We start from the raw sequence: 24212 nt of genomic DNA on the forward strand, positions 1-24212 counted from the left end.
ATTATTTTTTAAGAAAAGCCTTTGGAAGGCTCAGGGTTTCGTTGGGCTCATTGAATCTCTGATTGTCTGGTACATTGATTTTGCCAGCCCCTATCTTCATCAATTGTTTTAGTTCGTCCAAGTAAAGGCGATAGATGTCTCGGGGAAGTGCTCGGTGTAACTTGCATAATGAAGCGGCCATTCCCACCACTTCGCCCATCATGCCTGTTGTACGCATCACGCGGACGGTGCCAAGGGCTACATGGGTGCAGCTAATATCGCGGCCAGCCATAAATAGGTTTTCTACATTTCTTGAATACAAACATCTATAAGGTACTGCATATGGAAATATCCAATTATGCACAGTGCGTGTTTTGAACTCATTTCCCGGAAATCTAAGTGAGTTTACAGAATCAGCAGAATGTAAGTCGATGGCCCAAGTGGTGGTAAAAGATGCATCTTCATGAAAAACATTCTTGTCTATATCATCCTGAGATAGGACATAGTCCCCCAACAGGCGTCTTGACTCTCGTTTGCCCATTATGTAAGCCACCCAGTCCAAGGAACGATTCCTGTAGTATAGGCTGTCCTTATCATGATTTTTGAGATAGCTCCAGTTTGAATAAACTACCAGCAAGCCATAATCTCTAATTCGTTCGGCATCTGTAATCTGATTTTTATTCATACCGGTCTCCCATGTCCACTCTCCCTTAAAGACCCTTTCTACATTTAATTGGTCGAAGCGGATTCCATAGGAGAACTCTGGAAAGGAGGAAGGAATGGAATCCTCCCTGCTATACCACTGGACAGATGCACCCATCACAAGAGAATCCGGAGTAACTGGTGCCATACTTTCACCAAACTCGTCTTGACCTTCGCGCCCCATACGATAATCTGCGCCAGAAAGTGCTCCGATACTTCCATCTCCGGTACAATCACTAAACAATTGTGCTGCGATTTCCATTCTTTTCGCATTCTCTATGTTTTCAATGATTACAGAATGGATTCTGTTACCTTCCTTCCTAACAGCAATGGCACGATAATTCCTAAACAGGCTGATATTGGATTCCGCATGGATGAATGAGTCCTTTTTCTCGTCCTCATAGAAATAACCTGGTTGGGCATTACCACCTCTGCTGTGCCCGAATTCACGAATCATTCTACCTAAGGCAGGGTATTTACCTACTTCTATGATTCCTCCCAGATGGACACGCACCTCTGAGGAATTGTTCCCCCCTAAAACTGGTCGGTCATTGATTAAAGCCACCTTCAATCCTAATCTCGCAGCGGTTGCAGCAGCGCACATACCAGCTATTCCGCCGCCAATAACTACGAAATCATAATTGTAAGATTCTTCTTTCTGCACGGGGAGAAACTTACGACGCAAATCGTCTTTATGAGAGAAGTATGTATTCGGATTCTTAGTGTCTGTTGTCAGAAAAATAGCATCGCATCTACCTTCAAATCCTGTAAGGTCGTGAAGTGTGATTCGTGTAGAACCTTTACGAAGGGGAATAACCATAGCCGGTTGCCAAAACCACGCATTACCATCACTCCCCAGAATCTTGGAAGTCCGATGACCTACTATCAATTGGAATTTACCAGGTCCCGCCGTCTTTTCCCATGGTGAAGTCCAATTATAAGTTCTCACCCAGATGTGATAGACACCATCTTCTGGAATATCCAACTGCGTATATGCATCCTGCACAGGTATCCCCATGCCATGTGCCAAAAGGTAGGGCGAGCCCATGAGATCCATAAACTGTTGATCAACAAGCCAACCACCTTTATGGGAAAAAGATTCTGATTCTACAAGCAAATCCTTTGCACAGACCATTTGCAGGGTAAGGAATACTGAAATAATTGCTATGAATCGTTTCATTTAGGTTTTTAGTTCTTATGTCTATTTAACTAGACGAAAAAAATCAATTATTATATAGGTCAAGGATGAAAAAACATCTGATTTGAGTCTATGAAAGAAAGAAGGAAGCATCAGTAGCTACTGAAGCTTCCTTCTTATTAATAATTCGCATACAGAAGTAATAAGCTTACTTAATTACTACATCGGAAATCTTGAGCCAGCCTTCAGAAGTGAGATATTCATCACGGGCTGCAATTTGAATTCCAATCTCATTGTTGTTACTTGTATCCACAAGACCAACTGCCCAAGCATAGTTCCCAGGGGCTACACCATCCAATGTGAACGAGGTAGTGTATGTCTTAGGTGAATCCTTTACCCAATCTGACAGTTTAGGAGCTTCATCCACGAAGCGATATAAGGGGTCTCCCGTCTCTTTATTAAGAAGCGCAAAACAAACCTTATACTTCTGATTCCATTGAGGAATATTGGTAGGGCAATATCCCCAGCCGAGATTAGACCAGCGATGAGTAAACACTACCTTGCCTCCGGCAGAAGCAGAAACTGGAGCGGATATCTTGTCAGGATAAAGACGATAGCCGCCTTCTTCTATAAACTTTTTAACGAGATTGAAAGCCGAATTGAACCACGAATGGGTTTCCCCTGTCAGGACATTAGTAGAAAATCTGAAGTCCATCATATTGACATTAGCTCCCTTGCCTTCATTATACTCACCTTGGCGGACCTCTGCAAAATTGTTATAGCCATCGCCCTTGATTGAATTTCCATGAGAAGATTCAACCCATCCGCCTTCCATAAGGATGGGGCGCAGATAATGATACTTGGAGGCTATGCCCCTTTCCCAAGTGGTATAATAACTCTTCATGCCAAAAGCGTCATGGCGAAGGCAGAATCCCTTATTGACGGCTTGGTCGATAAGCTTCTCTGACAAATCAAGTTCTGTTGCCGCAAACTCCTTTCCTGATAAGATACAGCGGTGATAGTTGATAACAATAGGAACTTTGGTAAATAACCTCTGCATCAGATCAGATATCCAGTCAAAAACACTCTGTCGCGGTGTCTCGTCTCCAGTAGAATATATCAAGCTATGAGTCTCTCCCCATTTCCCAAGGCCAAAACCGCTAACAAACTGAGTAATGGAAGGATCATTGTAAACAGAAGCAAAGTCAGCAAGAAATTTTTCATATTTCTGTTGGAAGATCGGATCGTCAGGATAAGGCGACCATACCTGTACACTACCGGTCGTCGTAACATATCCTTTGGCTCCGGCATCCTGAACATACTGAGGGGTGAAATTATAATGTTTGTCGCGACTATCGACTACGAAAGTAAACGCAAGCTTAAGATCACGCTTCTTTGCACCCTCGACGAGCATCCTGAAGCGTTGGGCTGGTTTCGTATTACAATTGTCCTGCCAAACATATACGCCTTCCTCTGGGTTGAAGTCGCTCCAAGCACCTCTTATGTATAAAGTAGTTCCATAATCAGAGACCTTGATCCTACCATCAGAAGACTCGAAATTATCGTATAGATTCCAGAAATTATCCATCATCCCATCGCCAAGACCTGCATAGATAACCCATCCTTGCATAGGATTTCTTTGCAATTTATAGCGTTCGGGCTTAATATTGACAATCTCATTGCCCGCTATATCCCAACTATAGTCAGTCTTTACTATATCTTTGTCATCGGAGCATGAAGCTCCGATGAATAGCATGAATATCATTAGCTGTTCTGCGATACGCAGATGCTTGTTTTTGAATGTTTTTTTCATACTCATAGTTTTTTACTTCTTATCAAAAATTACTGTTAAGTTCTTGATATCCACCACGACATGATTGCATCCCTCTGGAATGATGAAATAAGCATATCGATTATCTCCCTGTCCCGCAACAAGTTTTTGAGGAGTGTTGTCCGTAACCGTAATATAACCATTATGGTCATTTCTCTTGGCATCGGCCGTAGAACCATAAGCATATACATTATTATTATGGCAATCTACGGTAAACTTAATGGATGCCTGAACGGTATTACCACGCTCATCCTTCTGACTGGAGCGAGGCAATACTTCACCTGAGTAAACAAATACATTTGGATCGGCCAGGCTCTGTTTCAGAGTATACTTCTTTTGGTAACCGACGAAGAGACCTGTATCATGGTCAAACCCGTTAAAAGTACCATACATCCAAAGTGTATCGACTTTTGTGGTATAAGGGTTAATCTGTAGTGTGGTATTATTCCATCGAACTTCCGTAGACTTCATGTCCGTGGCAGCAGAATAAATGCGTATAGACTTATCCTCTGTATTTACAACAATTCTATATACTCCCGCTTCTGGGATGGACCAATAACGAGTAGAAGTGTTCGCTGTCGGGACTTGTGTGAAAGTCAGGCTCTGCCCGTCATTAATGTCGTGATTCGAAGCGGAATAAGGAACTATGGACATTTGCTGTTCTCCATTGAAAGTAAGCGGGAGATACAGCTCGCCTTTGTTTAGGGAACCTTTCCATGCATAGAGATTACTGTTTTCAAGTGTCTGGTTAATCTGTATCTGGTCGCTTCCTACCGCAGAACCAGCAAGATACATCTGATTTACCTCTACCAGGGCACCTGCTGCCAGTATCTTGACAGTATGATTCCTAAGATTCACCGTAACGCGGTAAGTATCCTCTTCTGACAAAGTCCAGTAATTGGCCACGGACTCTTCAGTAACAATAGCCGGCATATCATTAAGTGTTGTAGGAGTATCAGCCAATGAAGGACCTATTGCATTATTCTCATCATAATTAATGAGCGGGAAATTAATCTGACCCGCAAGAAGTCTTCCGGTATAAGTGTAGACTAATGAATCTGCATCGCTGCGTTGGAGTTCTATCTTATTGCCTGGAACGGCAGATCCAGCCATGTATAGATGATCTGCCCTGAATTGTTTCGGGCCATAGGTCTTTATTTTTATGGTCTTTGTGGCTATATCCGGAACTTTAAGGGTTGGACCCTGGAATGAAGCCGTAACAGTAAAGATGACACTACCAACTGTACTTGTAGTGAGACCAAAATGATTTACCAATAAATCCTGCAACTCTGCATGGGTATACTCTCTATGGAATCTGCCGTCGTCCTCATATTCAGAGATGACATTGGCTGAGCTCCCATCCACTTGTATCTCATATTTATAGGTGGTAATATACTCATTGCCATAATCATGGGCTACATTCCAGTCCAAAGTTAATGCGGTCTCGTCCGGCGCATTCTCATCAAGTTTCACATAGTCTCCGGATTCGGATATTTGAATTTCGGAGTTATTATGTGAGAAGAAATTATCTATCGTATCACTACATCCGGCCGCCATCAGAGGCAAAAAAACCAATGACAGCATCTTGAAATAATTCACTTTTATTCTACTTTTCATTACTGTAAGGTTTTGAATTAATAACCTGGATTATTTGTCAAATTAGGACAGAGTTCCATGTCATGAGTAGGTACCGGCCACAGCATCTCGCGAGACGGAAATTGCCGCTTAGCCCCTGTTGTACACAAGCTTGCGTTAAAAAGAGCAGAGAAATCAGCCAGCCCGTCCTCGTCTATTTGGGGAGTCATTCCCCAGAACCAGTTTCCCTTATTCACAACATCGGTAAGCTCCTTCTGTGGATCCATCAACATGATATAGTTATAGCCATTTAAAGCTTTCTCCGCAAGCTTCCATCTCATGAGGTCCTGGAGCCGCTGATTCTCCATTGCGAATTCCATGCGTCGCTCAATGCGTACAGCCTTGCGCATCTGCTCCTGACTTTGTGCGCTGACTGCAGGATAAGAGTCGGTTTGCGATTTGTCGACTCCATACGCGCGGGCTCTCACCTCATTGATGGCGTCAGCAGCAGCGGCGAGATTCTTGTTTTGTTCTATCAATGCTTCTGCATAAATGAGCAAGACATCAGCATACCGTATAATGGTATAGTCCTGTTCTACCTGCATGCCGTTATCCAGCCAGGAGGCGTCTATGCCTTTCTTCCATAGTAGGCCGTTATAGGAAGTATACTGGTTGACAATTCTTGTATCCTGATTGGCCTGTATCTTGCCAGTAGTATAATTCATAATGCTCCTTGCGGCGGGACTTGGATTGAACTCATATCCACAATGCTCGGAGCCAAAGGCAACAATCGTTTTTGCACAGCGTGGATCACGGTTTTTGAATGGGTCATGGGGATCAAAGAGGGGAGACTCATCGATAGGCAGCCCGTCGGTGCACAAATAAGATGCCAGCAAATCCCACGAAGGGTTGTAGGAGCCATATCCACCGGCATTTCTCGGCAACCCGTTCTTTACGATCCAGGAATCCAGTACGACACTATTCTCGATGGAACGAGGAAGGACGAAGATTTTCTCTGAAACATTTTTGGTCTTCTGCAGGAATAATTCAGAAAAGTCAGGATAGAGACTGTAAATCCCAATATCAATGCATTGCTTAGCTGCCTCTTCTGCCTGATCATAATCATGCATGTAGAGAGCATATCTTGCTTTCATGGCAAGAGCTACACCCTTAGTAGCATGAATCTGATTTGACTGCCCGTAAGATACGGGTAAGGATGCAATTGCCTTGTCGAAATCCTGATAGGTGAGCTCCTTGACTTCTGCTACAGGCCGTCTGCCCTGGCGTTCCGCTTCTGTTATGGTTTCCGTTTTCTCCATATAAGGCACATCACCATAGAAGAAGGTGAGGTCGGCATATTTACAAGCACGGGCGAAATAGGCTTCACCCGCATAGCGGTTGAGTATTTCTTCAGGTACATTTCCCTCGGCCTTATGAATGTTCTCTAACATGGTGTTGGCTCTGGCAATAAGCTTGTAGCTCTGTTGCCAGAGAGCATAGACTTCATATTGCTGGCCATTTAATGTGCCGTCGAGTACAGATCCGTTACTACCCGGATTTCTGTTGACTAGTCGGTAAGTGGTGTTGTCTGACCATTGCTCTGCGGAGGATAAAGGCTCCTGCCAATAACCGAGAATATAAAACTCATTGCTGGCAAGGTTCAATTCTGTTTCCGTGGTGTACCAAGACTCCGTATTTCCTTCTGATTTCGGAATCAGATTCATGTCTTCACACGAAACAAGTGCAACGCATAGGCCTGCTAATAATATCTTCGTTTTCATTGCATGTCTTAATTAAAAGTTTATTTGAATACCAAATACAAGGGATGTCGTAATGGGATAAGAACTTGTGCCCATCTCGGGGTCCCATCCTTTAGGATAATCGCTGATACAGAATAGATCGGAGACACTTATGTAAGTGCGTAGTTTGTTCAACCCAATCTTGTGAATCCAGATAGAAGGTAATGTATAGCCTAATGTTATATTCTTCATGCGGAAGTAGCCTCCATTGAAGATCCAATGGGTTGAAGTCGCATAGTTATTGCTCTTGGAGACGCTGGAGAGGCGAGGATAGAATACATCCTCGTTTTGTTTTGCTGTATTAAACGGACTCCAATAGTTATCTTCTATGATGGAAGGTATATTGCCATAGTTGTCTCTTAACGGCTGGACCATCGCTGCATCAAGATAAGAATTTTGTTTTGCGACGCCTTGGAATGCCATGCTCAGGTCTATTCCTTTCCAAGAGGCATTCACTTGACCGCCGAACTGGTATCTTGGCAAGGAGTTGCCTAATGGGACACGGTCGTATTCCGGTGAAATCTTTCCGTCAGGAACGCCGTCCGGCCCGGTGACATCACGATACTTCAAGTCTCCTACGGTAACACTGGTGCTGGTGCGGGCAGAAAAATTAACCTCTTCTTGAGTTTGGTAAATACCGTCACAGATGTATCCGTAGTATTCATTGAAGAGTACGCCGGCTCGTTTAATCTTACCTCCACTGATAATATCCGAATTATTAAGGTAGTCAATCTTAGAGAGGAAGTCAGAGAAATTGGCACTGATACTGTAACTGAAATCGCCTATATGATCCTGCCATCCCAAGTCGATGTCATAGCCATGGGTAGACATCTTGCCCGCATTGGTACTCGGGTCATTATATCCCATGGAGTAGGGTATCTGGATGGCAAGCAGCATGTCAGAAGTCTTCTTCCAGTAATAGTCAAAGGTAAGGTGCAACCGGTTCCTGAAGAAATTGACATCCAGTCCCAGATCTGTAGATGTGGTCGTTTCCCATGTAATATCCTCGACAGCCAAGACTGCAGGGCGGGCTGTCTTTCCAGAGGTAACGCTGCCATCCGCCATATAAAAATAGGAACTGCCAAATGACATCAACGCGATATATGGGAAGTAGTTACTGCCAATACGCTCATTGCCCAACTTTCCCCAAGAGGCGCGAAACTTCAGATAGGAAAGAGCCCTGGGACTGATGCCCTTCATAAAGGGCTCCTCGGATATCACCCATCCTGCAGAGAATGATGGGAAAGTGCCCCAACGATATTTTTTGGCAAACCGGGAAGAGCCGTCATGACGGACATTAGCCTGGAAGAGATAACGATTTGCATAGGAATAAAGCACGCGGCCGAAGAAGGAGTTGGAAGTATATTCACTCCCAGATCCACTATTGTCCTTATAGTCTTCCGGCCCGATATTCAGGTAAGGGTAGTTCGTTAGTTCATACTGGTCGCGTGCGGCAGAGAGATTCTCAGACTTAGAATAATAATTCTCAAAGCCGGCCATCAGCGTGAGGCTATTCTGGCCAAAGTCACGCATATAATTGGCAAGTAGCTGGGATGTTACATGCCAACCGTCGTTTCGGGTCTCGCTGAGTTTATTGGTAGCATACATAGAGCCCCCGTCGAAATATCCTCCAAAGGTCTCAGGATCATCCTGCAGATAGTAACCGCAGGCCATTTTAAAGGATTTTCCTTTTGAGTAGTTGACAAATGGGGAGATGATGGCCGAGAGACTGAATCCCTTGAACGGCTTATAGACCAAGGAGCCTTTGCCGCCGATTTGGGTACTATGATTCACGGAAGAACCGCCTTTGGTGAGCAGACCATAAGGATTGGCACCGCTCTTGCCAGAGGCTAATCTTCCATCTGACCAGAGAGCAGGATAGATAGCCGGCATCTTACGCATATCGCTGAAGGGATCATAGATTTGATTCATACTTTTCGCATAACGGATATTGATGTCAATTGTCGCTGAGAGCTTGTCGCTTATCTTGAAATCATTGTTGGATCGTAACATATACCGTTGGAACTTTCTACCGTCATATAGACCATCTACATCGTCATACGACAGCGTGGCAACAGACCTTACCACCTTGTTACCCCCGCTTACACTCAAAGTATGGGTCATGCGCGGTGCGGAACTCTTGAGAATCAGCCCTTTCCAGTCAGACACCGGATAGTTGTTTGGATCCGTCTCGTGATATCTCATCCAGTTTTTTGTCTGATCCGCAGTATATACCTGGAAGAAGCCGCCGGAGGGATTGTCGTTATACTGGAGTTCATTGTTCATTTCCAAATAACGGGTTACCCCCACCATGCTTGGCTGTCGGGTCGGGATTTCCCATCCGAACTCGGCGTTATATTTAAGGTCTATCTTCCCGGTTTCATTTCCACGCTTTGTGGTAACAAGGATGACACCCGCTGCAGCCTTTGAGCCATAGATGCTCGCAGCAGCGGCATCCTTGAGGACGGAAACACTCTCCACATCATTTGGATTGACATAGTCGAGCGAGCCTTCAACCCCGTCGACGATAACCAGAGGAGAAGAGTCTCCGATTGTGGTTACGCCTCTAACATGAATGCTGCTCGCGCCAGAACCTGGAGCGGAGCTGTTTCTGCGTACCATGACACCAGAGAGCGAGCCCTGCAAGGCACTGGAAAGTTGAGTCGTACGTTTATTGACGAGTTCATCCCCCTTTACGGCTGCTACTGCACCCGTGAGGTCTTTCTTTTTTACGGAGCCGTAACCAATGACGACAAGTTCATCCAGAGTGTTGCTGTCTTCAACCATCTCCACATCATAGTTGTTACGATTGCCAACCTTTATTTGCTGTGGATTCATGCCGACATAGCTGATTTCAAGCATAGAACCTTCTGGAACTTCGATGGAATAATGGCCATCGATGTCTGTTATAACGCCGGAGTTGCTGTCCTTTATCTTGACGGTAGCCCCAATCAGGGGCTCGCCATTGGTGTCCATAATCGTCCCGGACACCTTTTTTGTGGTTTTGGCCCCACCTTCCTGTTGGGGCTCCAAGTTTTTTATGGTTACTTGTCTGCCGGAAATGGCATAATGGAGCCTTGCCTTGCTGCACAACTCTGACAACAGGTCGTCGACGCCCTTTCCTTTCAAAGATAGAGAGAGCTTTTCGCCAAGACGCCTTTTCACATTCTGGTCGTACACAAAGACATACTTACTTTTTGATTCAATGTAATCAAGCACCTCTTTGATAGTTGTCTGATCAGCATTTAAGACATAAATGCCTCCTCTAAGGTTTAAGGTGATTTCTGAGGCAGCAGCAGGCGATGAAACTGAAAGAAGTCCCAGCAGACATAACGCTGCCATGCTCTTACTGTCGTAGGTAAAGATTGTTTTTTTTCTCATAAAGTTAGTTTATATTGTTAGATTCGTTATCTGATTTTCAATATGGAAACTTTCACCCATCCCTTTGATATTCTCTCAATGGGCACAGCTACCTCAAGTCCCGGCGTATTGCCTTTTGTGGTATCTACCAATGCCGTCAGCCATTGGTATTCGCCGGGGGCAAGATTTGGTAACATTACGGTCATGGAACACTTTGTGGGCTTTCCTTTCAACCATTCTGAAAGATTGCTCTTGCCATCGACAAACACTTTGCAGATAGTTTGCCCTTTAGCCAGGGCATAGGCCACTTTATACTTCTGATTCCACTGGGGAATGTTGGTAGGACAATATCCCCAGCCGAGATTATTCCATACGCTGCTCAATGTCAGTAGCTGATTCTTCTTGGCCTTATCCGGCACAATGACCTTGGACGGGTAAAGGCGATAGCCGCCCTCCTTAACGAATGACTTTACCAAGTCGAAAGCTGATGCGAACCAGGAATGGGTTTCGTCACCGATCCTAAAGTCCATCATGTTAACATGTGCGTTCCGAGCCTCTTGGTATTCTCCGCGGCGTACATCTACTGAATACCCTTGTCGATATGCGCCAGATGGATCTATCCAATAACGATGATGACCACCGGTAATCCAGCCGCCTTCCATAATCACAGGACGGCGGAAGTTCCATTTCTTAGCAAAGTCCTGTTCCCACTGTTGATAGTATCCGGTCATCCCAAAGGCGTCGTGTCGGAGGCTATATCCCTTGTCGATAGCCTTTTCCAATAGCGTCGCACTTTCCGAATGCGGATCAGCCCAGCTAATAGTATCTCCTACCAAGCGATGATAGTTGATGATGAGTGGTATCCGGGTAAAGGTCTGTGAATACAAATCCGTTATCCAGTCAAAAACTGCTTTCTTGTGATGATAATCCTGATATTTCACACCATGTGCTTCACCCCATTTGCCTAATCCATAGGCATCAATGAAATCGACGACATCAGGATCGTTATATTCTTCTGCCAGAGCACGGATGAAATTCGCATATTTCTGCTGGAAGACTGGGTCGTCAGGATAAGGCGACCATAGTCTGCTGTTGTTTGGGTCCTGAAAACCCTTCGCACCGGCTTCCTTCACAAACAAAGGAGTGTTCTGTCCCTGATCCCTGCTATCCACTACAATACGGAATGCAAGCCTCATCTTCCTTGCGCGTACACTCTGAAAAAGCTTGTATAGCCTAGAGCTCTTGTCTCTCCAGAAATATTTGCCTTCCTCTGGCTCCATCGAGCTCCAACTTGTACGCACATAACAAGTACTGGCAAAGTCAGAAACACGGAAAGAAGAAGAGCCGGCCGGCATATTGTCATACCCTTGTTCCTCCCAGAAGTTAGAGTTCCATGTTCTTCCCAAGTACATTACCCAGCCATTCAACGGATTTCTCAACACCCGTGTGGTGTCTGGAGTGAAACTTACAGTTATGTTTTTGGCAAATAGAAAATTGGATACCATCAATAGACAGAATAGTATGGTGAAGTGCTTATTCGTACTAACGACACCATGATAGTCCTTGATCATGAAACGCAAAGCCCCTTTGTTCATGAGAGTTATTGATTTGTTTAGGTTGTTAGATTTTATATAGTGTTATATTTCTTTGCCGGATACACTTCTACTCGGAAATCTGGACGGTGCCATTACTGATATGGGTATGTGTTCCTGTAATCTGGTTAATGACTCCCACGACATCGTCCACACTCTTCTGATAGACCAGTTTGCCATATAGTTTGGAATGACAACTACCCTTTACCTTAATGTCTGTCCCATAGTAATTGTTTAACCGCTCAACCACCATCTGCAGATTATCGCCATGGAGTTCCATGACACCGTCAAGCCAGCTGATATATTCGCTGACATCGATTCCGGAAAGTCCGCTGATATTGCCGTCGATAATGTCGGCAAGCTGGTTCGGACGCATTCTCACCTTGTCCCGGTTTTTAGTGGTTATTTCTACAGAGCCCTGTACAAGTACGACATTTGATTTCTTTTCATTATAATTGCAGAGGGCGAATCTTGTGCCGAGCACCCTGAGATTAAAGCCCTCGGAATGCACGATAAAGGGATGGGCTTTGTCGTGAGCAACCTCAAAATAGACCTCTCCTTTCGCGAATACATCACGCGTCTTCCCGGAGAATACCTTGGGATACTTTACGATGGAGTTGGAATTGGCTATGAGTTTTGTGCCGTCACTAAGCATGATGGTCATTTTGTCGCCAATAGGGACATGCAGGGAGACCTGCTGTATTTTCTTGTCAAGTGTGTATGAAGCCGTCTGGCTGGCAGTATCATCGCTGGATTTGACGAGGTGCATGGTTACTGTAACCAGCAGCAGGAGGGAGGCCGCTGCTCCCAATACCGCCAATACCATGCGCCGATATTTCAGCCTCTTCTTCTCATTATATATCTTAATATATGTTTTTTTCTTTATAGAACCGATTTCTATTTCCATTGGCATACTCTTTATTACGAAGTCCTTTATTATCCGGTCTTCCAGGGTTTTGTCATAAATATGATTGGTTATATTTTCGTTCATCATAATGTCCGTCTTTTAAACATTAAAAAAAAGTCAGGCTTCCTTACGAAGTTTTGCTCTCAAGGCATTCATTGCATAGCCAATATGATAATTGACGGTTGCAAGAGAGATTTTCAACATATCGCATATCTCAGAATAAGGCATCTGTTCAATCTTTGCCAGATAAAAGACATGCTTGCACTTAGGGGGCAAAGCGTCTATCGCTTGTACTATACTATGCATGTTCTCATCAGAGATAATGCTGTCTATGGGGGTTTCCATCTGTGGGAACTTGAAGTTCTGGAGTTCGTCGATGTCCACCAGGTTTCTTCTGTTCTTTTCCTTTCTGAGCATGGAGATGGATTTTCTGTAGACCACTTTGCTCAGCCAGAAGTTTATATTTTCTATATCCAGGAGCTTCTCCCTCATTTTCCATACTTCCAGAAAGACATCGCTTACCACTTCCTCTGCCATTTGCTTATTGCCAAGAATGCCATAGGCGTGATAATACATGCATTGTGAATGGCCGTCCATAAATTTATCGAAAGCCAATTCGTTTCCCTTGGAGATAAGGATGAGATCCCTGGATTCGTCAATCATTTATAATTTCTTTGTTATAGGTCATAGCAAAACCCGTCCTTTGCTTCTATAGACGCAAATATAACGAATTTCTATAGGTAGGGAAAGAAAAAATCTAAATAAACTAAATGTCAGGGCTTCGCAGTTTCTTTTGTGGGACCTGTGCATTGTTACTGAGAGGAGAACATCTTCCCCAGGAAGTCGTCCGTGAGGCTGCGAATCCGGTAATATACAGCGTCCAACGGCTCTCTATACCTGAACAACGGATGTGGAAGACCTTCAAAGATGTGATAGTCGCAATAAGTGTTGTTCTCACATAGACGGAGCAAAAAGGCTTTCGTCTTGTCAATGGGCGTAAACGAATCTCTTGTACCAATCATGAACAGGACCGGACGGTGTATTTGTGAGACTTCAGACTGTAGGCTGTCAACCACGGGATAATACAGAATCCTGGCCTTCAGCCGGTCGTCTGGAATCTTCCCTGCGATAACGGCTCCGGCAGAAGCTCCCGCCGCTATGATTCGGGAAGGGTCTACGCCCAGTTTTTTGGCATTGCCCCGGATGTAGTCGATGGCATCAATACCGTCTTCTACCGCGTCTTCCGCCTGTGTCCCATAAAGGTATCCTATACGGTAGTCGACGCTTATGGAGGTAATGCCATGAGCCGCGTTCCATGCACACTCGCGGAAGAACTGCAGGGGAGAGCCGTATTTCCATCCTCCGGCAAAATAATAGACTACTGTGGGATGAGGCTTTCTGCCCTTGGCCTTGAAGACATAGAGGCTCAGACTGTCAGCCCCAACGGTTTTATAGCATATTGATTCCGGGCGGAAAGCGGGATGCTGAGCCTTGAAGCGTTTCTCTATTGCCGTAGCCCAAATATGAGCCATCCTTTCCCTTCCCAGCTTGTTCGGATGCACCCTGTCGGCTATCGTCATCGTGCGGTAGTCGTGGCCGGTAGCCATATCTACCAGAACCACCTTGGAGGAGTGATAGGAAGAAACCAGCTTCTTGATGGCCCTGTTCAACTCCGGGATATATGAATATTTAGGAAGTTTGCCACTGGGCGTAACCATGGCCAGGAAAACCGTAGCCCCTGGCTTGATATGATGGATTTTCGCAATAATGCTCTTGTAAGCCTTTATCATGCCGGAAACGGGCTTTTCCGCAGAAAAGTGGTTATGCCCGGCATGTAAGAGTACGATGTCGGCAGGATAAAGGTGGTAGATACTGTCGATATGCTCATTAAGGAATTCAACCGTATGACCGCTGAACCCACAATGATGCAGCTCCCCTATCCGGCATTCGCTCTTCCGAGGGCCAATAAAATCAAAATCATAGCCTTTGGAGAACAGCTCCTCCCAAAGGGAATACAAATAGGAACTGAACTCCTGGCTGCCTTCCGTAATGGAGTCTCCAAGTCCCATGATTGAAAAACGCTCTTGCGTCTTGCCCGCATTCACATGCGAGGATACAGACACAAGAAGCGTTAACAAAATAAATCTCAAATAATTATTATGTACCATGAATAAATTAAATAAGCTAATATTTAAATATTCATTAAGCAAAAAAATCACTCTTCATGACGGTAGATCGTCCATCGGTCGAGACACGCCCGAGAGCATATAGGCCACGACCCTGTTCTTTCACTGACTTCATTCGTCCCAAATAGAATGGGAAGAGGAATTGCCACCGTAGTCATTGTCGTTCACATCCGGCCTGGATAATTGCGGGGCATCCGTCAGTTCCTCCTTGATAGTAAGTCCTTCACTATCTGCCAATATGATAGAATCAGTCTGGATATGGGTTACCTTTACTGATGGTTTTATGTATTTCATATCTTTTCGTCTTATTATTTCACCATGTATTTCTTGCCATTTCTAATCGCTATTCCTTTATAGGACTTGCTTATTCGCTGTCCGGTAAGGTTGTAGGTCGGAGCTGCGGCTTCTGCATCTTTTGCAAGCTGGTTGATTCCGGTTGTTTCACTCGTGAAGAAGAACGCTTTTGCCGGCGACTCTGACAAGATGGCAAGATATGCCTTGTGTGCGCCGTTAGTAAAGGCAGTCCCATCGGCAGCTCCATAATAGAAGCCTAAGCCGCCCTCGGCATCATTTGCCAGTTTGAAATACTTACTGCCGCCAGAGGTGAGTTGTGGAATGTCCGAGCCTTTCAGCAGGTTCTCGTCCTTGGAGTTCTCTGCCAGCTTCAAAGATGCCTGATGTGAACCGGCTTCCCCGCTGACAAGCAAGGCAGAGGCGGCCGGGACTATGTTTCCTGGTTGGTATTTCCAGTCTGTCGTCAGTCTGTCGCCGGAAGTAGAAGGAGCAACGGCTCCTTTAATGCTTTCTGGCATTATATAGCCCAGACTATTATAATAGGTAGCATATTTTATATCGGTAACATCGATCGTTGTTGTCTGGGGCTCGCCGACCTTGGCACCGGGAACAGACACGCTGCCACGGGCAACACCGTCCTTGTCGACCGTCAGATCTGCAGCGATGCCCCAAGAGCTCACCATCTCGGAGAGCTCTCCTGCTGTAGCTCCGTAAGGTATGGTCGGGGATGCGCTCGCCACATCTTGGGAGCCAAAGACATCACTAAGACCCTTGCCTGTCATATTAGTCTCGTCCCACGACAGGATATTATTGGCGTCGTTGCCTACAATATTATATTTTCCGGTGAAATCCTTAGTCGATGTGATGTTGAATGGGGCATGGGTGTCATTACCCACAACGATGGAATTGGCAACATAGAGATTGGCATTATCCGTCATCTGCACCTGTGCTCCGCCTTCGTTGCCCGCTATCGTTGAGTTAACGATATATACATTACGCGAATAGGTGGCGTCCGAACCATTAGAATAAATGGCACCAGTCTCTTCTCCTGACTTGTTGCCCGTTACCATGCAGTTGATAAGATAGAGGCCTATTCCCTGCTGAACCAATATGGCACTACCCACATTTTTATCAACCTTGTTGTTCGTAATCAGGCAGCGGTTGAATACAGTCAGGCCCTTGGTTCCTGAATTCGAGGATAAACGGATAGCCCCGCCGCGACTGACAGCCCTGTTATTGGTAAATTCACAGTCATTGAAATATGCCGTGCTGTATTCTCCCGTGAAGGCCATACCGCCATAATACTTGTCATCCACATTGCCATAGAAGCGGCAATTGTCCACTTCGACATAGCCACAGTTCCTTATCCAAAGTGCGCCTTCGGTCGTTGTGCTCTGAGTGGAATAGGCCTTCGTGAATTCGACACCCTTAAGGATAACCTTCTTGCTGTCATCCTTCGTGGCGGTATTGAAGGCCAAGAGTCGGTTCAGGTCTCCGGGGCTCATCGCCCCGTCTCCGTCAAGATCACCGGAAAAGACGGTCGGAGTAGAAGAAGGATAAATAGGAGTGTCATGATTTGTCCCTGTGAGGGCAGGGTCGAAGCCACCGATAAAGGTGTAGCCGTTGGTAATGCCTATTACTTTAGCCGGAGTATAGACGCCGCCGGAGAAATAGAAGGTATCGCCGTTGTTATAGTTGTTGATGTTCTCGTACATCGTTGCGAAGGCTATCGCATTGTCCCATGACGAACCGTCTGCACTTCCGGTAGCAGCCGGGCGTACATAGTATTCTGCTGAGAAACCCATAAACGGGATGGTTGATAACGCTAATGAAAGTGTAATTTTCTTAAAGTCCATAAGCTGTCTAAATTTAGGTTTAAATGAATATAAAGGTTTATTAGTAAGACGCACCTTCTTCGGAAACCTATAGGTAGACATATGTTTTTTCCCGGATTCACTGCTCACGAATACTGCAACCTGTCAACTTTCAGGCTGTCGGAGGTGAGGCCGCCCATTGTCGGAAGCCGTCTGTATGAGCGGTGGGAGACAGGCTTGTTTGTAAAATTCCTCCCATAGGCCTCTGCTTGTGCAAAGATAGGCGGCTGGCATGATGCGTGGAGCATCTTCCTCTTCGTCTGGCAGCGGTAAGCCCTTATTTTCAGGTGCATGTCTGACACTTTTTCGGTGCCTTTCCTCTGCCTCCCAGCCAGCCATAAGCAATGGGGCGTGCAGGGAATATTCCCTGCACGCCCCATTGGATATTGAGCTTGTGATTCTCCGGGAGGAAGCTTACTGCTGTTCCTCTTCCTCCTGCTCGCGGTTCTGCTTGTCGATGGCTCTGATTTTCTCCTTGACCATTTCAAGCTCTTCCTTGAGTTTGCTGACCTTCTTGTTCATTTCGTCGATAAGGCTGTTGCCCTTCTTGCTTGAGGCATTCAGGAATCCGAGGTTGTTCTCGTAGGTGATGATTTCGGACTTCATCTGCTCGTACTGGCGCATCAGGCGGCCACGCTCGTTGTCGATGGCATCCTCGCCGCGCCTTGCCATGTTCTTGAGATTGCTGCGGAAGCGGTCGAGGTGCTGGCGGGCAACGGAGATGTTGAGCTCCTTGTACAGCCTGTCGAGCACATCGTGGTATTCCTTGTAAATCTTGTCTTTTTCCTTGAAGGGCACATGTCCGATCTGGTTATACTGGTCGACGAGCTCCTGAACCTTCTCCTGTGCATCCTCCTTGGCATCTGTCAGCAAAGCCTTGAGCTGTGCCACGATATCCTTCTTCTTGCTGAGATTCTGGTGTTCTTCATTGCGCGAACCGGGATTAGCTGCGTTGCGGGCCTCGAAGAACTTGTTGCAAGCTCCGTTGAACTCGTTCCAGAGCTGGTCGCCCAGCTTCTTCGGCACCATGCCGATGGTCTTCCATTCCTTCTGGAGCTTGATGAGCTTCTCAGAGGTTGCCTTCCAGTCGGTAGACTCGCACAGTTCTTTCGCCTTCTCTACGAGTGCTCTTTTCTTCTCCGCATTCTCGCTGAAGCGTTCCTTCAGACCCTTGAAGAACTCGGCCTTACGCGCGAAGAAGTCGTCGCAAGCAGCCCGGAAGCGTTCGAATATCTTGACATTCATCTTCTGGGGAGCGAATCCGATGGTCTTCCATTCTGCCTGAATGGCGATGATTTCCTTGGTATGCTTCTCCCAGTCGGAGGCGTTCTTGTTCTCTTCCTGCGCTATGGCTTCCACCTTTTCGCAGAGGGCGGTCTTCTTCTCGAGGTTTTCTCCTTCCTTGGCACGCAGCTGTTCGAAGTGTTTCTGATGCTTCTTGTTGATGACAGTAGACGCCGCCTTGAAGCGAGCCCACACCTCTTCGCGGAGATCCTTGCTGACAGGACCCGTCTCGCGGTATTGCTGATGGAGCTCCTGCAACTGGTGGAAGGCACTGATTACATCTGGTTCCTCGGCCAGTTTCTCCGCCTCTTCGCAAAGTTTGGTCTTGGCTTCCAGGTTCTTCTTGAAGTCGTATTCGCGCGCTTCACGGTTCAAGTTGAGCAGGTCATAGAACTGCTCGACATAGAGCTGATAGTTGCGCCAGAGCTCGTTGGCCTTCTCCGCGGGCACCAGCTTTATCTCCTTCCACTCCTGCTGGAGGGCCTTGAACTCTTGATAGGCCTTGTTTACCGCGTCGGGAGAGGTAACCATGCCCTTTATCTTCTCGATGATTTCCTCCTTGCGCTTCAGGTTTTCCTTCTTTTCCTGTTCCTGCTGCTGGTAGAGCTTGGCACGCTTCTCCTTGATGAGGCCCATCTCGGCCTTGAACTGCTCTTCGAGTTCGTCCGGGAGAACCTGATAGTTTTCTGGATTGCCGCCGGCTTCGACATAGGCTTTCTGCTCCTCTTCCCGCTGGGCGAGGTGCAGCTTATAGAAGCTGGTCTTCAGGTGATCTACTTCCGACTTCGACGGATTTTCGTTGCCGTGGGCAAGTTCCTTGACCCGGTCGAGTATCTCTTGTTTCGTGGAATATGTTTTTGGGGCGGGCTCCTCCTTGTTTGCCTTTTCTTCGGGAGCGTCTTTGGGGGGAGCTGGAGCAGCGGCTTCTTCCTGGGGCGCATCTTCTTTTGCCTCGGGTTCGGCTTCTTCCTCTACCTGGGCAGGAGCCTCTTCCTCCTGAACCGACGCCTCTTCTGCTTGCGGTCCGGCTTCTTCCTCTGGGGCAGAAACTTCCTCCACGACCTCCAGAGCAGGAGTTTCCTCGGCCGAAACATTTTCTGCCACAGGAGCTTCTTCTTGCGGTTCTTGTACTTCAGCAGGCTGTTCTACTGCTTTTTCTTCATCTAATTTTCCCTGTTCGAGGTCTTTGTCTTGAGAGTCCATCATATTGCTGGTTTAAGTTCTCGACGCAAATTGTCGCGCCGACAGTTATATTATTTGCAAACTTAAGTAAAAAGTTTGAAATTTCCTAATTAAAATCTATTTTTTTTTAATTTTTCTCTTAGAGCAGCCGTTTGAACTTCAATATCCACCAGGTGATGCCCGAGACGACGACGGAGATGACAATGGCAATCAGGAAGCCCCACGGGCTTTCTTCCATCCCGTTGACAAGGTTCATGCCGAAGAGTGATGCCACGAGCGTGGAGAACATCAGGATGATGGTTACGGAGGTAAGCGTACGCATCGTGGTGTTCATGTTGTTGTTGATGATGCTCGAGTAGGTGTCCATCGTCGACTCGAGAATGTCGGAGTAGATATTGGTCGTTTCGCGAGCCTGCGTCATCTCGATGTTCACATCCTCGATGAGGTCTGCGTCCAGCTCGTCCACCTGGAGCTTGAACTTCAGCTTCTGGAGCAGGGTCTCGTTGCCGCGGATGGAGGTGATGAAGTAGGTGAGCGAGTCCTGCAGCCTCGACAGTCCGATGAGGCTCTCGTTGTTCACATTGTGGTCGAGGTTATGCTTCGCCTTCTCTATGAGCATGTTGATCTGCTTCAGTCTCTTCAGATACCATACGGCGGAGGACAGGAACAGGCGGAAGATGAGATCCACATAGTCGGTGAATCCTTCGCCGCGTTTCTGCTGGAAGCTCACGAAGTCGATCATCATGTTGGTCTCGTAGTAGCACACGGTGATGGTAACATCGCGCTTGTGGATGATTCCCAGGGGCACGGTGGTATACGGCGTGCGGGATCGTATCTCCTTTACATAGGGTATGCGGAGGATGATGAGCATCCATCCGTCATCGTATTCATAGCGCGCACGCTCGTCGGTATCGCTGATGTCGGAGAGGAAATAGTCGGGAATCTGGAATTCTTTCTCGAGGAAGTCCTTGTCCTCGTCGGTCGGACAGGTTACTTGAATCCAGCAGTTAGGCTGCCATTCTTTGATGACGCCCAGTTTCTTTTCAATGTTCCAATATGTTCTCATTGTTGCTAATCTTCATGAAATAATAAGTGATGGCATGAAGATTAGCGCTGCTGAATCTTCACGCTTGGTAATTGTTGGCTTCCGCGTGATAATCGTCCATTTGCTTGTTGGATATTGGTTTACGGCTGCAAAAGTAATAAAATATTTTTGAAGTCGGAACTTTTTGGCAGAAAAACTCTCAAAAAAAGTCTTTTCCGCAGTCTCTCCCCTGTGTTTTCCAGTCCTGCCGTGGCTCCCGGTTCCCCGGGCATTTGCCACCTTCCACATACACGGAGACTGCCGCCCTGAAAACAGGCAACCGCTATCAAGGTTACAAATTCGGCGATTTTGTCCTGCAATCTCGGCGATTTTGTGCGACAAATTCGGCGATTTTGTCATCCTTTTAGCGGCCTAAAGGAAGAAGGGACGGCGTCCTGATACTTTTAAGAAACCTTTTGCGTGATTTCAGAAGAATATGATTATCTTTGCAGAAGAGAATCTAAAGACCCCGACGGATGAAACATCTATTCTTATCGCTGCTGCTCGGACTGCTGCCGCTCTCCGCCTCCGCCCAGGACAACATCAAGCCCCTGCTGAAGACGCAGTGGGGACAGGGCGAGCCGTTCAACCTGCTCTGTCCGGTGAAGACCGACTCCACCACCTTGAAAAAAGTACACGCCAAGGCGGGATGCGTGGCCGTAGCCGTGGCACAGGTCGTCCGCGGCATAGAATATCCGTCCATGAGCCCCGACGGAAAGACGCCCTACGAATGGCAGAAGATGTTCAACTCCTACTATCAGGGCATTGAGAAAGAGAGCCTCGTGGCCGTGGCGAAGCTCGTCAGCGACTGCGGCGTGCAGAGCCGCGTGAGCTATGGCACCGACGGTTCGGGGGCCTATACGAAGACGGCCGTGGACAACATGAAGCGCCTGATGCACTTCAGCAAATACATGATGCCGCTCCGCCGCGACGAATATCAGGGCGAGGAGGGGCTCAAACGATGGAAAAACATCCTCTACGGAGAGCTTGCCGCGGGCAGGCCCGTCATCTTCTCGGGCGCGCAGAAGCGGAAAAACAGCAGGAAGGACCGCTCCCACGCCTTCGTCATCGACGGCTACAAGAACGGCAAGTTCCATGCCAACTTCGGATGGAACGGCCTTGAAGACGGATACTACGACATCGAGGACATGAACGGATACAGCGAGCGACAGACGGCCGTGGTCAACATTGCCGACTCCACCTACATCCCCAAGACGCGGCAGGTGAACCTCTCCACGGCCGGAACGCTGAAAGACCACTTCACGCCCGAGGGCCTCAAGCAGGTGTACTCCCTGAAAATCACGGGCAGGATGAATGCCGACGACTATGCCTTCCTGCGCTCGATGAGCACCTGGTCCTCAAAGACAGGAAAGGGAGGAGTGCTCGCAGCCCTTGACCTGAGCGACCTCGAGACGACGGAACTGCCCGACACGGCCTTCAAGAACTGCAACAAACTGGTGTATGTAAAGCTGCCCCGGGGCATCAAGAGCATCCCCGCTGCCACCTTCTACAACTGCTATCTGCTGAACTTCGCGGAGATTCCGGAAGGAACGGAGACCATCGGAAACGGAGCCTTCGCGGGCTGCCGCTCGCTCATCAAGGCCGAGCTGCCCGAGAGCGTAACGGCCATCGGCCGCAAGGCCTACCGCTACTGCAGTTCGCTCATCGCGGTAAACCTGCCCCGGAATGTCGCCTTCGTGGGCGACGAGGCCTTCAGCGACTGCGAGCAACTGCGCTGGATCAGCATGCCGGCAAAGGCGAACGCCGGCAAGAATCTCACCCTCCGCTCGAAAGATTTTCAGAAAATAACGAGATACTAAGCGGCGCGAAAGAAAGCTACCGGAGCCCGTCCCTTAGGATTTCGCGGAGGGGCCGCATCACGAAATCACGCTCCCACATCAACGGATGGGGAATCTTCAGGCCAGGTTTGTCCACGGTCAGGTCGTCGTAGAGCAGGATGTCGATGTCGATGGGGCGGTCGTGATACTCGCCCGCCACCGACTTGCGCTTCCTGCCGAGCTCCCGCTCTATCGCCTGGGTGGCCCGCAACACCTCCAGGGGGCTCTCGGCCGTCTGGCAGCAGGCACAGGCGTTGAGAAACTTATGCGGCGACGAGAAGCCCCAGGGCTCGGTCTCATAATAGGAGGAGACGCGCTCCACGGGTCCTACTCGTGTGGCGAGCATCCGGAGCGCGTCGTCCATAGTCCTGCGCCTGTCGCCCAGATTGGAGCCCAGACTGAAGTAGACGGTGTGCGACTTAGTCATTCACGATCAGCATAGCGTCGCCATAGCAGCCGAACATATAGCCGTTTTTCACGGCAAGGTCATAGCCCTCCATCACCAGATCGTAGCCCCCGAAGGCAGCGGCCTCCATGAGAAGCGTGGAATAAGGCTGATAGAAGTTCACGATCATGCAGTCGGCCATGCCGAAGTCATACGGCGGAAAGATGAACTTATTGGTCCATCCGTCATACTCCTTGAGCAGTCCGTCGGTGCCCACGGCAGTCTCCGTGGCCTTCACGACGCTCGTTCCCACGGCCACGACATGGTGTCCCGCGGTCTTGGCCTGATTCACGATGTCGCAAGCTTGCTTGGGAATGATCATCTGCTCGGAGTCCATCTTATGCTTCGTGAGGTCTTCCACCTCTATGTCATGGAAGTTCCCGAGTCCGCAATGAAGGGTGATAAAGGCGGTTTCAATGCCCTTGATCTCCATGCGCTTCATCAGTTCACGGGAGAAATGGAGCCCCGTGGCAGGGGCGGTAACGGCTCCCTCGTTCTTGGCAAAGATGCACTGGAAGTCGTCCATGTCCTCCTTGGTGGCATGGGGCACCTCACGGTTGTCGATGATATAGCGCGGCAGCGGAGCCTCGCCGAGGGCAAAGAGCTCGCGCTTGAACTCGTCGTGCGGACAGTCGTACAGGAAACGGAGGGTGCGGCCGCGGCTGGTGGTATTGTCGATGACCTCCGCCACCATCGTACTCGTATCGTCGAAGAAGAGCTTGTTGCCGATGCGAATCTTGCGGGCGGGCTCCACGAGCACATCCCAAAGGCGCATCTCCTCGTTCAGCTCACGAAGCAGGAACACCTCGATCTTGGCATCGGTCTTCTCCTTCGTGCCATAGAGACGGGCCGGGAAGACCTTGGTATCGTTGAAGAGGAAGGCGTCGCCCTCGTCGAAATAGTCCAGCACATTGCGGAAATCGAGGTAGTCGCCCTCAACGGGATTGCCCTTGGCATCCTTCTTGAACATCTCTATGGTCTGCGACTGGCGGTGAAGCACCATCAGCCTGCACTCGTCCCGACGGGTAATGCGGAAAGAACCCTTGGTCCCGTCGTCGTTCTTGAACTCATGAAAAACGCTATGCGGATACAGCGCAACCTGCTCCTTGGGTAGATTAAACTTAAACTGTGATAATTTCATA

At 47.8% G+C, this 24212-nt stretch carries 17 protein-coding genes; 1 reads left to right on the top strand and 16 read right to left on the bottom strand.

The window, feature by feature from the left end; translation table 11 throughout:
* Position 1: 1 nt before the first annotated feature.
* The 14 genes from BM114_RS07220 to BM114_RS07280 all read right to left on the bottom strand — a co-directional run bounded on the left by BM114_RS07220 (position 2) and on the right by BM114_RS07280 (position 20769).
* Positions 2–1861 carry an FAD-dependent oxidoreductase gene (locus BM114_RS07220; RefSeq protein WP_092111914.1) on the bottom strand — a complete coding sequence of 620 codons (1860 nt, stop codon included), beginning with the start codon at positions 1859–1861 and terminating at the stop codon, positions 2–4.
* Positions 1862–2027: 166 nt separating this feature from the next.
* Positions 2028–3632, bottom strand: a complete 1605-nt coding sequence (locus BM114_RS07225) for a DUF4832 domain-containing protein (RefSeq protein ID WP_255406457.1) — start codon at positions 3630–3632, stop codon at positions 2028–2030.
* A 12-nt stretch (positions 3633–3644) separates the two neighbouring features.
* Positions 3645–5267 (bottom strand): SusE domain-containing protein, encoded by a 1623-nt coding sequence (locus BM114_RS07230; RefSeq protein ID WP_255406458.1) that lies wholly within the window; start codon positions 5265–5267, stop codon positions 3645–3647.
* 17 nt (positions 5268–5284) lie between these two features.
* A complete protein-coding gene (locus BM114_RS07235; RefSeq protein ID WP_092111916.1) occupies positions 5285–7006 on the bottom strand; it encodes a RagB/SusD family nutrient uptake outer membrane protein in 1722 nt (573 codons plus the stop codon).
* A 12-nt stretch (positions 7007–7018) separates the two neighbouring features.
* Positions 7019–10405, bottom strand: a complete 3387-nt coding sequence (locus BM114_RS07240) for a SusC/RagA family TonB-linked outer membrane protein (protein ID WP_092111918.1) — start codon at positions 10403–10405, stop codon at positions 7019–7021.
* Between the two features lie 26 nt (positions 10406–10431).
* On the bottom strand, positions 10432–11979 hold the full coding sequence (locus BM114_RS07245; RefSeq protein WP_143089276.1) for a DUF4832 domain-containing protein: 1548 nt from the start codon (positions 11977–11979) through the stop codon (positions 10432–10434).
* A gap of 67 nt (positions 11980–12046) precedes the next feature.
* Positions 12047–12970: a FecR family protein gene (locus tag BM114_RS07250; RefSeq protein ID WP_092111925.1), complete on the bottom strand. Its 924-nt coding sequence runs from the start codon at positions 12968–12970 to the stop codon at positions 12047–12049.
* 30 nt (positions 12971–13000) lie between these two features.
* Positions 13001–13546, bottom strand: coding sequence for an RNA polymerase sigma factor (locus tag BM114_RS07255; RefSeq protein WP_092111927.1), 546 nt, complete (start codon positions 13544–13546; stop codon positions 13001–13003).
* Between the two features lie 149 nt (positions 13547–13695).
* Positions 13696–15021: a GDSL-type esterase/lipase family protein gene (locus BM114_RS07260; protein ID WP_177207073.1), complete on the bottom strand. Its 1326-nt coding sequence runs from the start codon at positions 15019–15021 to the stop codon at positions 13696–13698.
* Between the two features lie 159 nt (positions 15022–15180).
* Entirely contained in the window at positions 15181–15363 is a 183-nt protein-coding gene (locus tag BM114_RS14105) for a hypothetical protein (RefSeq protein WP_143089277.1), read from the bottom strand.
* 14 nt (positions 15364–15377) lie between these two features.
* Positions 15378–17219 carry a right-handed parallel beta-helix repeat-containing protein gene (locus BM114_RS07265; protein ID WP_177207074.1) on the bottom strand — a complete coding sequence of 614 codons (1842 nt, stop codon included), beginning with the start codon at positions 17217–17219 and terminating at the stop codon, positions 15378–15380.
* Positions 17220–17323: 104 nt separating this feature from the next.
* Positions 17324–17530 (bottom strand): hypothetical protein, encoded by a 207-nt coding sequence (locus BM114_RS07270; RefSeq protein ID WP_143089278.1) that lies wholly within the window; start codon positions 17528–17530, stop codon positions 17324–17326.
* Positions 17531–17651: 121 nt separating this feature from the next.
* Positions 17652–19727: a DUF349 domain-containing protein gene (locus BM114_RS07275; RefSeq protein ID WP_369808409.1), complete on the bottom strand. Its 2076-nt coding sequence runs from the start codon at positions 19725–19727 to the stop codon at positions 17652–17654.
* A 115-nt stretch (positions 19728–19842) separates the two neighbouring features.
* Entirely contained in the window at positions 19843–20769 is a 927-nt protein-coding gene (locus tag BM114_RS07280; protein ID WP_092111936.1) for a magnesium transporter CorA family protein, read from the bottom strand.
* Between the two features lie 494 nt (positions 20770–21263).
* Between BM114_RS07280 and BM114_RS07290 the strand changes: the two genes are divergently transcribed.
* Positions 21264–22607, top strand: coding sequence for a C10 family peptidase (locus BM114_RS07290; protein ID WP_092111940.1), 1344 nt, complete (start codon positions 21264–21266; stop codon positions 22605–22607).
* 16 nt (positions 22608–22623) lie between these two features.
* Here the strand turns inward: BM114_RS07290 and folK are convergent, their stop codons facing one another.
* The gene (folK, locus tag BM114_RS07295) at positions 22624–23052 is read right to left on the bottom strand and encodes a 2-amino-4-hydroxy-6-hydroxymethyldihydropteridine diphosphokinase (RefSeq protein WP_092111941.1); all 429 of its coding nucleotides are present in this window, start codon (positions 23050–23052) and stop codon (positions 22624–22626) included.
* Complete coding sequence (gene queA, locus BM114_RS07300) at positions 23045–24211, bottom strand: tRNA preQ1(34) S-adenosylmethionine ribosyltransferase-isomerase QueA (RefSeq protein ID WP_092111943.1); 1167 nt, start codon at positions 24209–24211, stop codon at positions 23045–23047. Before queA ends, folK begins: the two co-directional genes overlap by 8 nt.
* Position 24212: the final 1 nt, after the last annotated feature.

The organism is Prevotella sp. KH2C16, from assembly GCF_900113305.1.
Classification (GTDB): Bacteria; Bacteroidota; Bacteroidia; order Bacteroidales; family Bacteroidaceae; genus Prevotella.

Coding starts and splice junctions, on each gene's coding strand:
- BM114_RS07265 (WP_177207074.1), bottom strand. CDS start 17,219: ATGGACTTTAAGAAAATTACACTTTCATTAGCGTTATCAACCATCCCG.
- BM114_RS07280 (WP_092111936.1), bottom strand. CDS start 20,769: ATGAGAACATATTGGAACATTGAAAAGAAACTGGGCGTCATCAAAGAA.
- BM114_RS14105 (WP_143089277.1), bottom strand. CDS start 15,363: ATGAAATACATAAAACCATCAGTAAAGGTAACCCATATCCAGACTGAT.
- BM114_RS07245 (WP_143089276.1), bottom strand. CDS start 11,979: ATGAACAAAGGGGCTTTGCGTTTCATGATCAAGGACTATCATGGTGTC.
- BM114_RS07275 (WP_369808409.1), bottom strand. CDS start 19,727: ATGATGGACTCTCAAGACAAAGACCTCGAACAGGGAAAATTAGATGAA.
- BM114_RS07270 (WP_143089278.1), bottom strand. CDS start 17,530: ATGCACCTGAAAATAAGGGCTTACCGCTGCCAGACGAAGAGGAAGATG.
- BM114_RS07220 (WP_092111914.1), bottom strand. CDS start 1,861: ATGAAACGATTCATAGCAATTATTTCAGTATTCCTTACCCTGCAAATG.
- BM114_RS07230 (WP_255406458.1), bottom strand. CDS start 5,267: ATGAAAAGTAGAATAAAAGTGAATTATTTCAAGATGCTGTCATTGGTT.
- BM114_RS07250 (WP_092111925.1), bottom strand. CDS start 12,970: ATGATGAACGAAAATATAACCAATCATATTTATGACAAAACCCTGGAA.
- BM114_RS07290 (WP_092111940.1), top strand. CDS start 21,264: ATGAAACATCTATTCTTATCGCTGCTGCTCGGACTGCTGCCGCTCTCC.
- queA (WP_092111943.1), bottom strand. CDS start 24,211: ATGAAATTATCACAGTTTAAGTTTAATCTACCCAAGGAGCAGGTTGCG.
- BM114_RS07240 (WP_092111918.1), bottom strand. CDS start 10,405: ATGAGAAAAAAAACAATCTTTACCTACGACAGTAAGAGCATGGCAGCG.
- folK (WP_092111941.1), bottom strand. CDS start 23,052: ATGACTAAGTCGCACACCGTCTACTTCAGTCTGGGCTCCAATCTGGGC.
- BM114_RS07255 (WP_092111927.1), bottom strand. CDS start 13,546: ATGATTGACGAATCCAGGGATCTCATCCTTATCTCCAAGGGAAACGAA.
- BM114_RS07235 (WP_092111916.1), bottom strand. CDS start 7,006: ATGAAAACGAAGATATTATTAGCAGGCCTATGCGTTGCACTTGTTTCG.
- BM114_RS07225 (WP_255406457.1), bottom strand. CDS start 3,632: ATGAAAAAAACATTCAAAAACAAGCATCTGCGTATCGCAGAACAGCTA.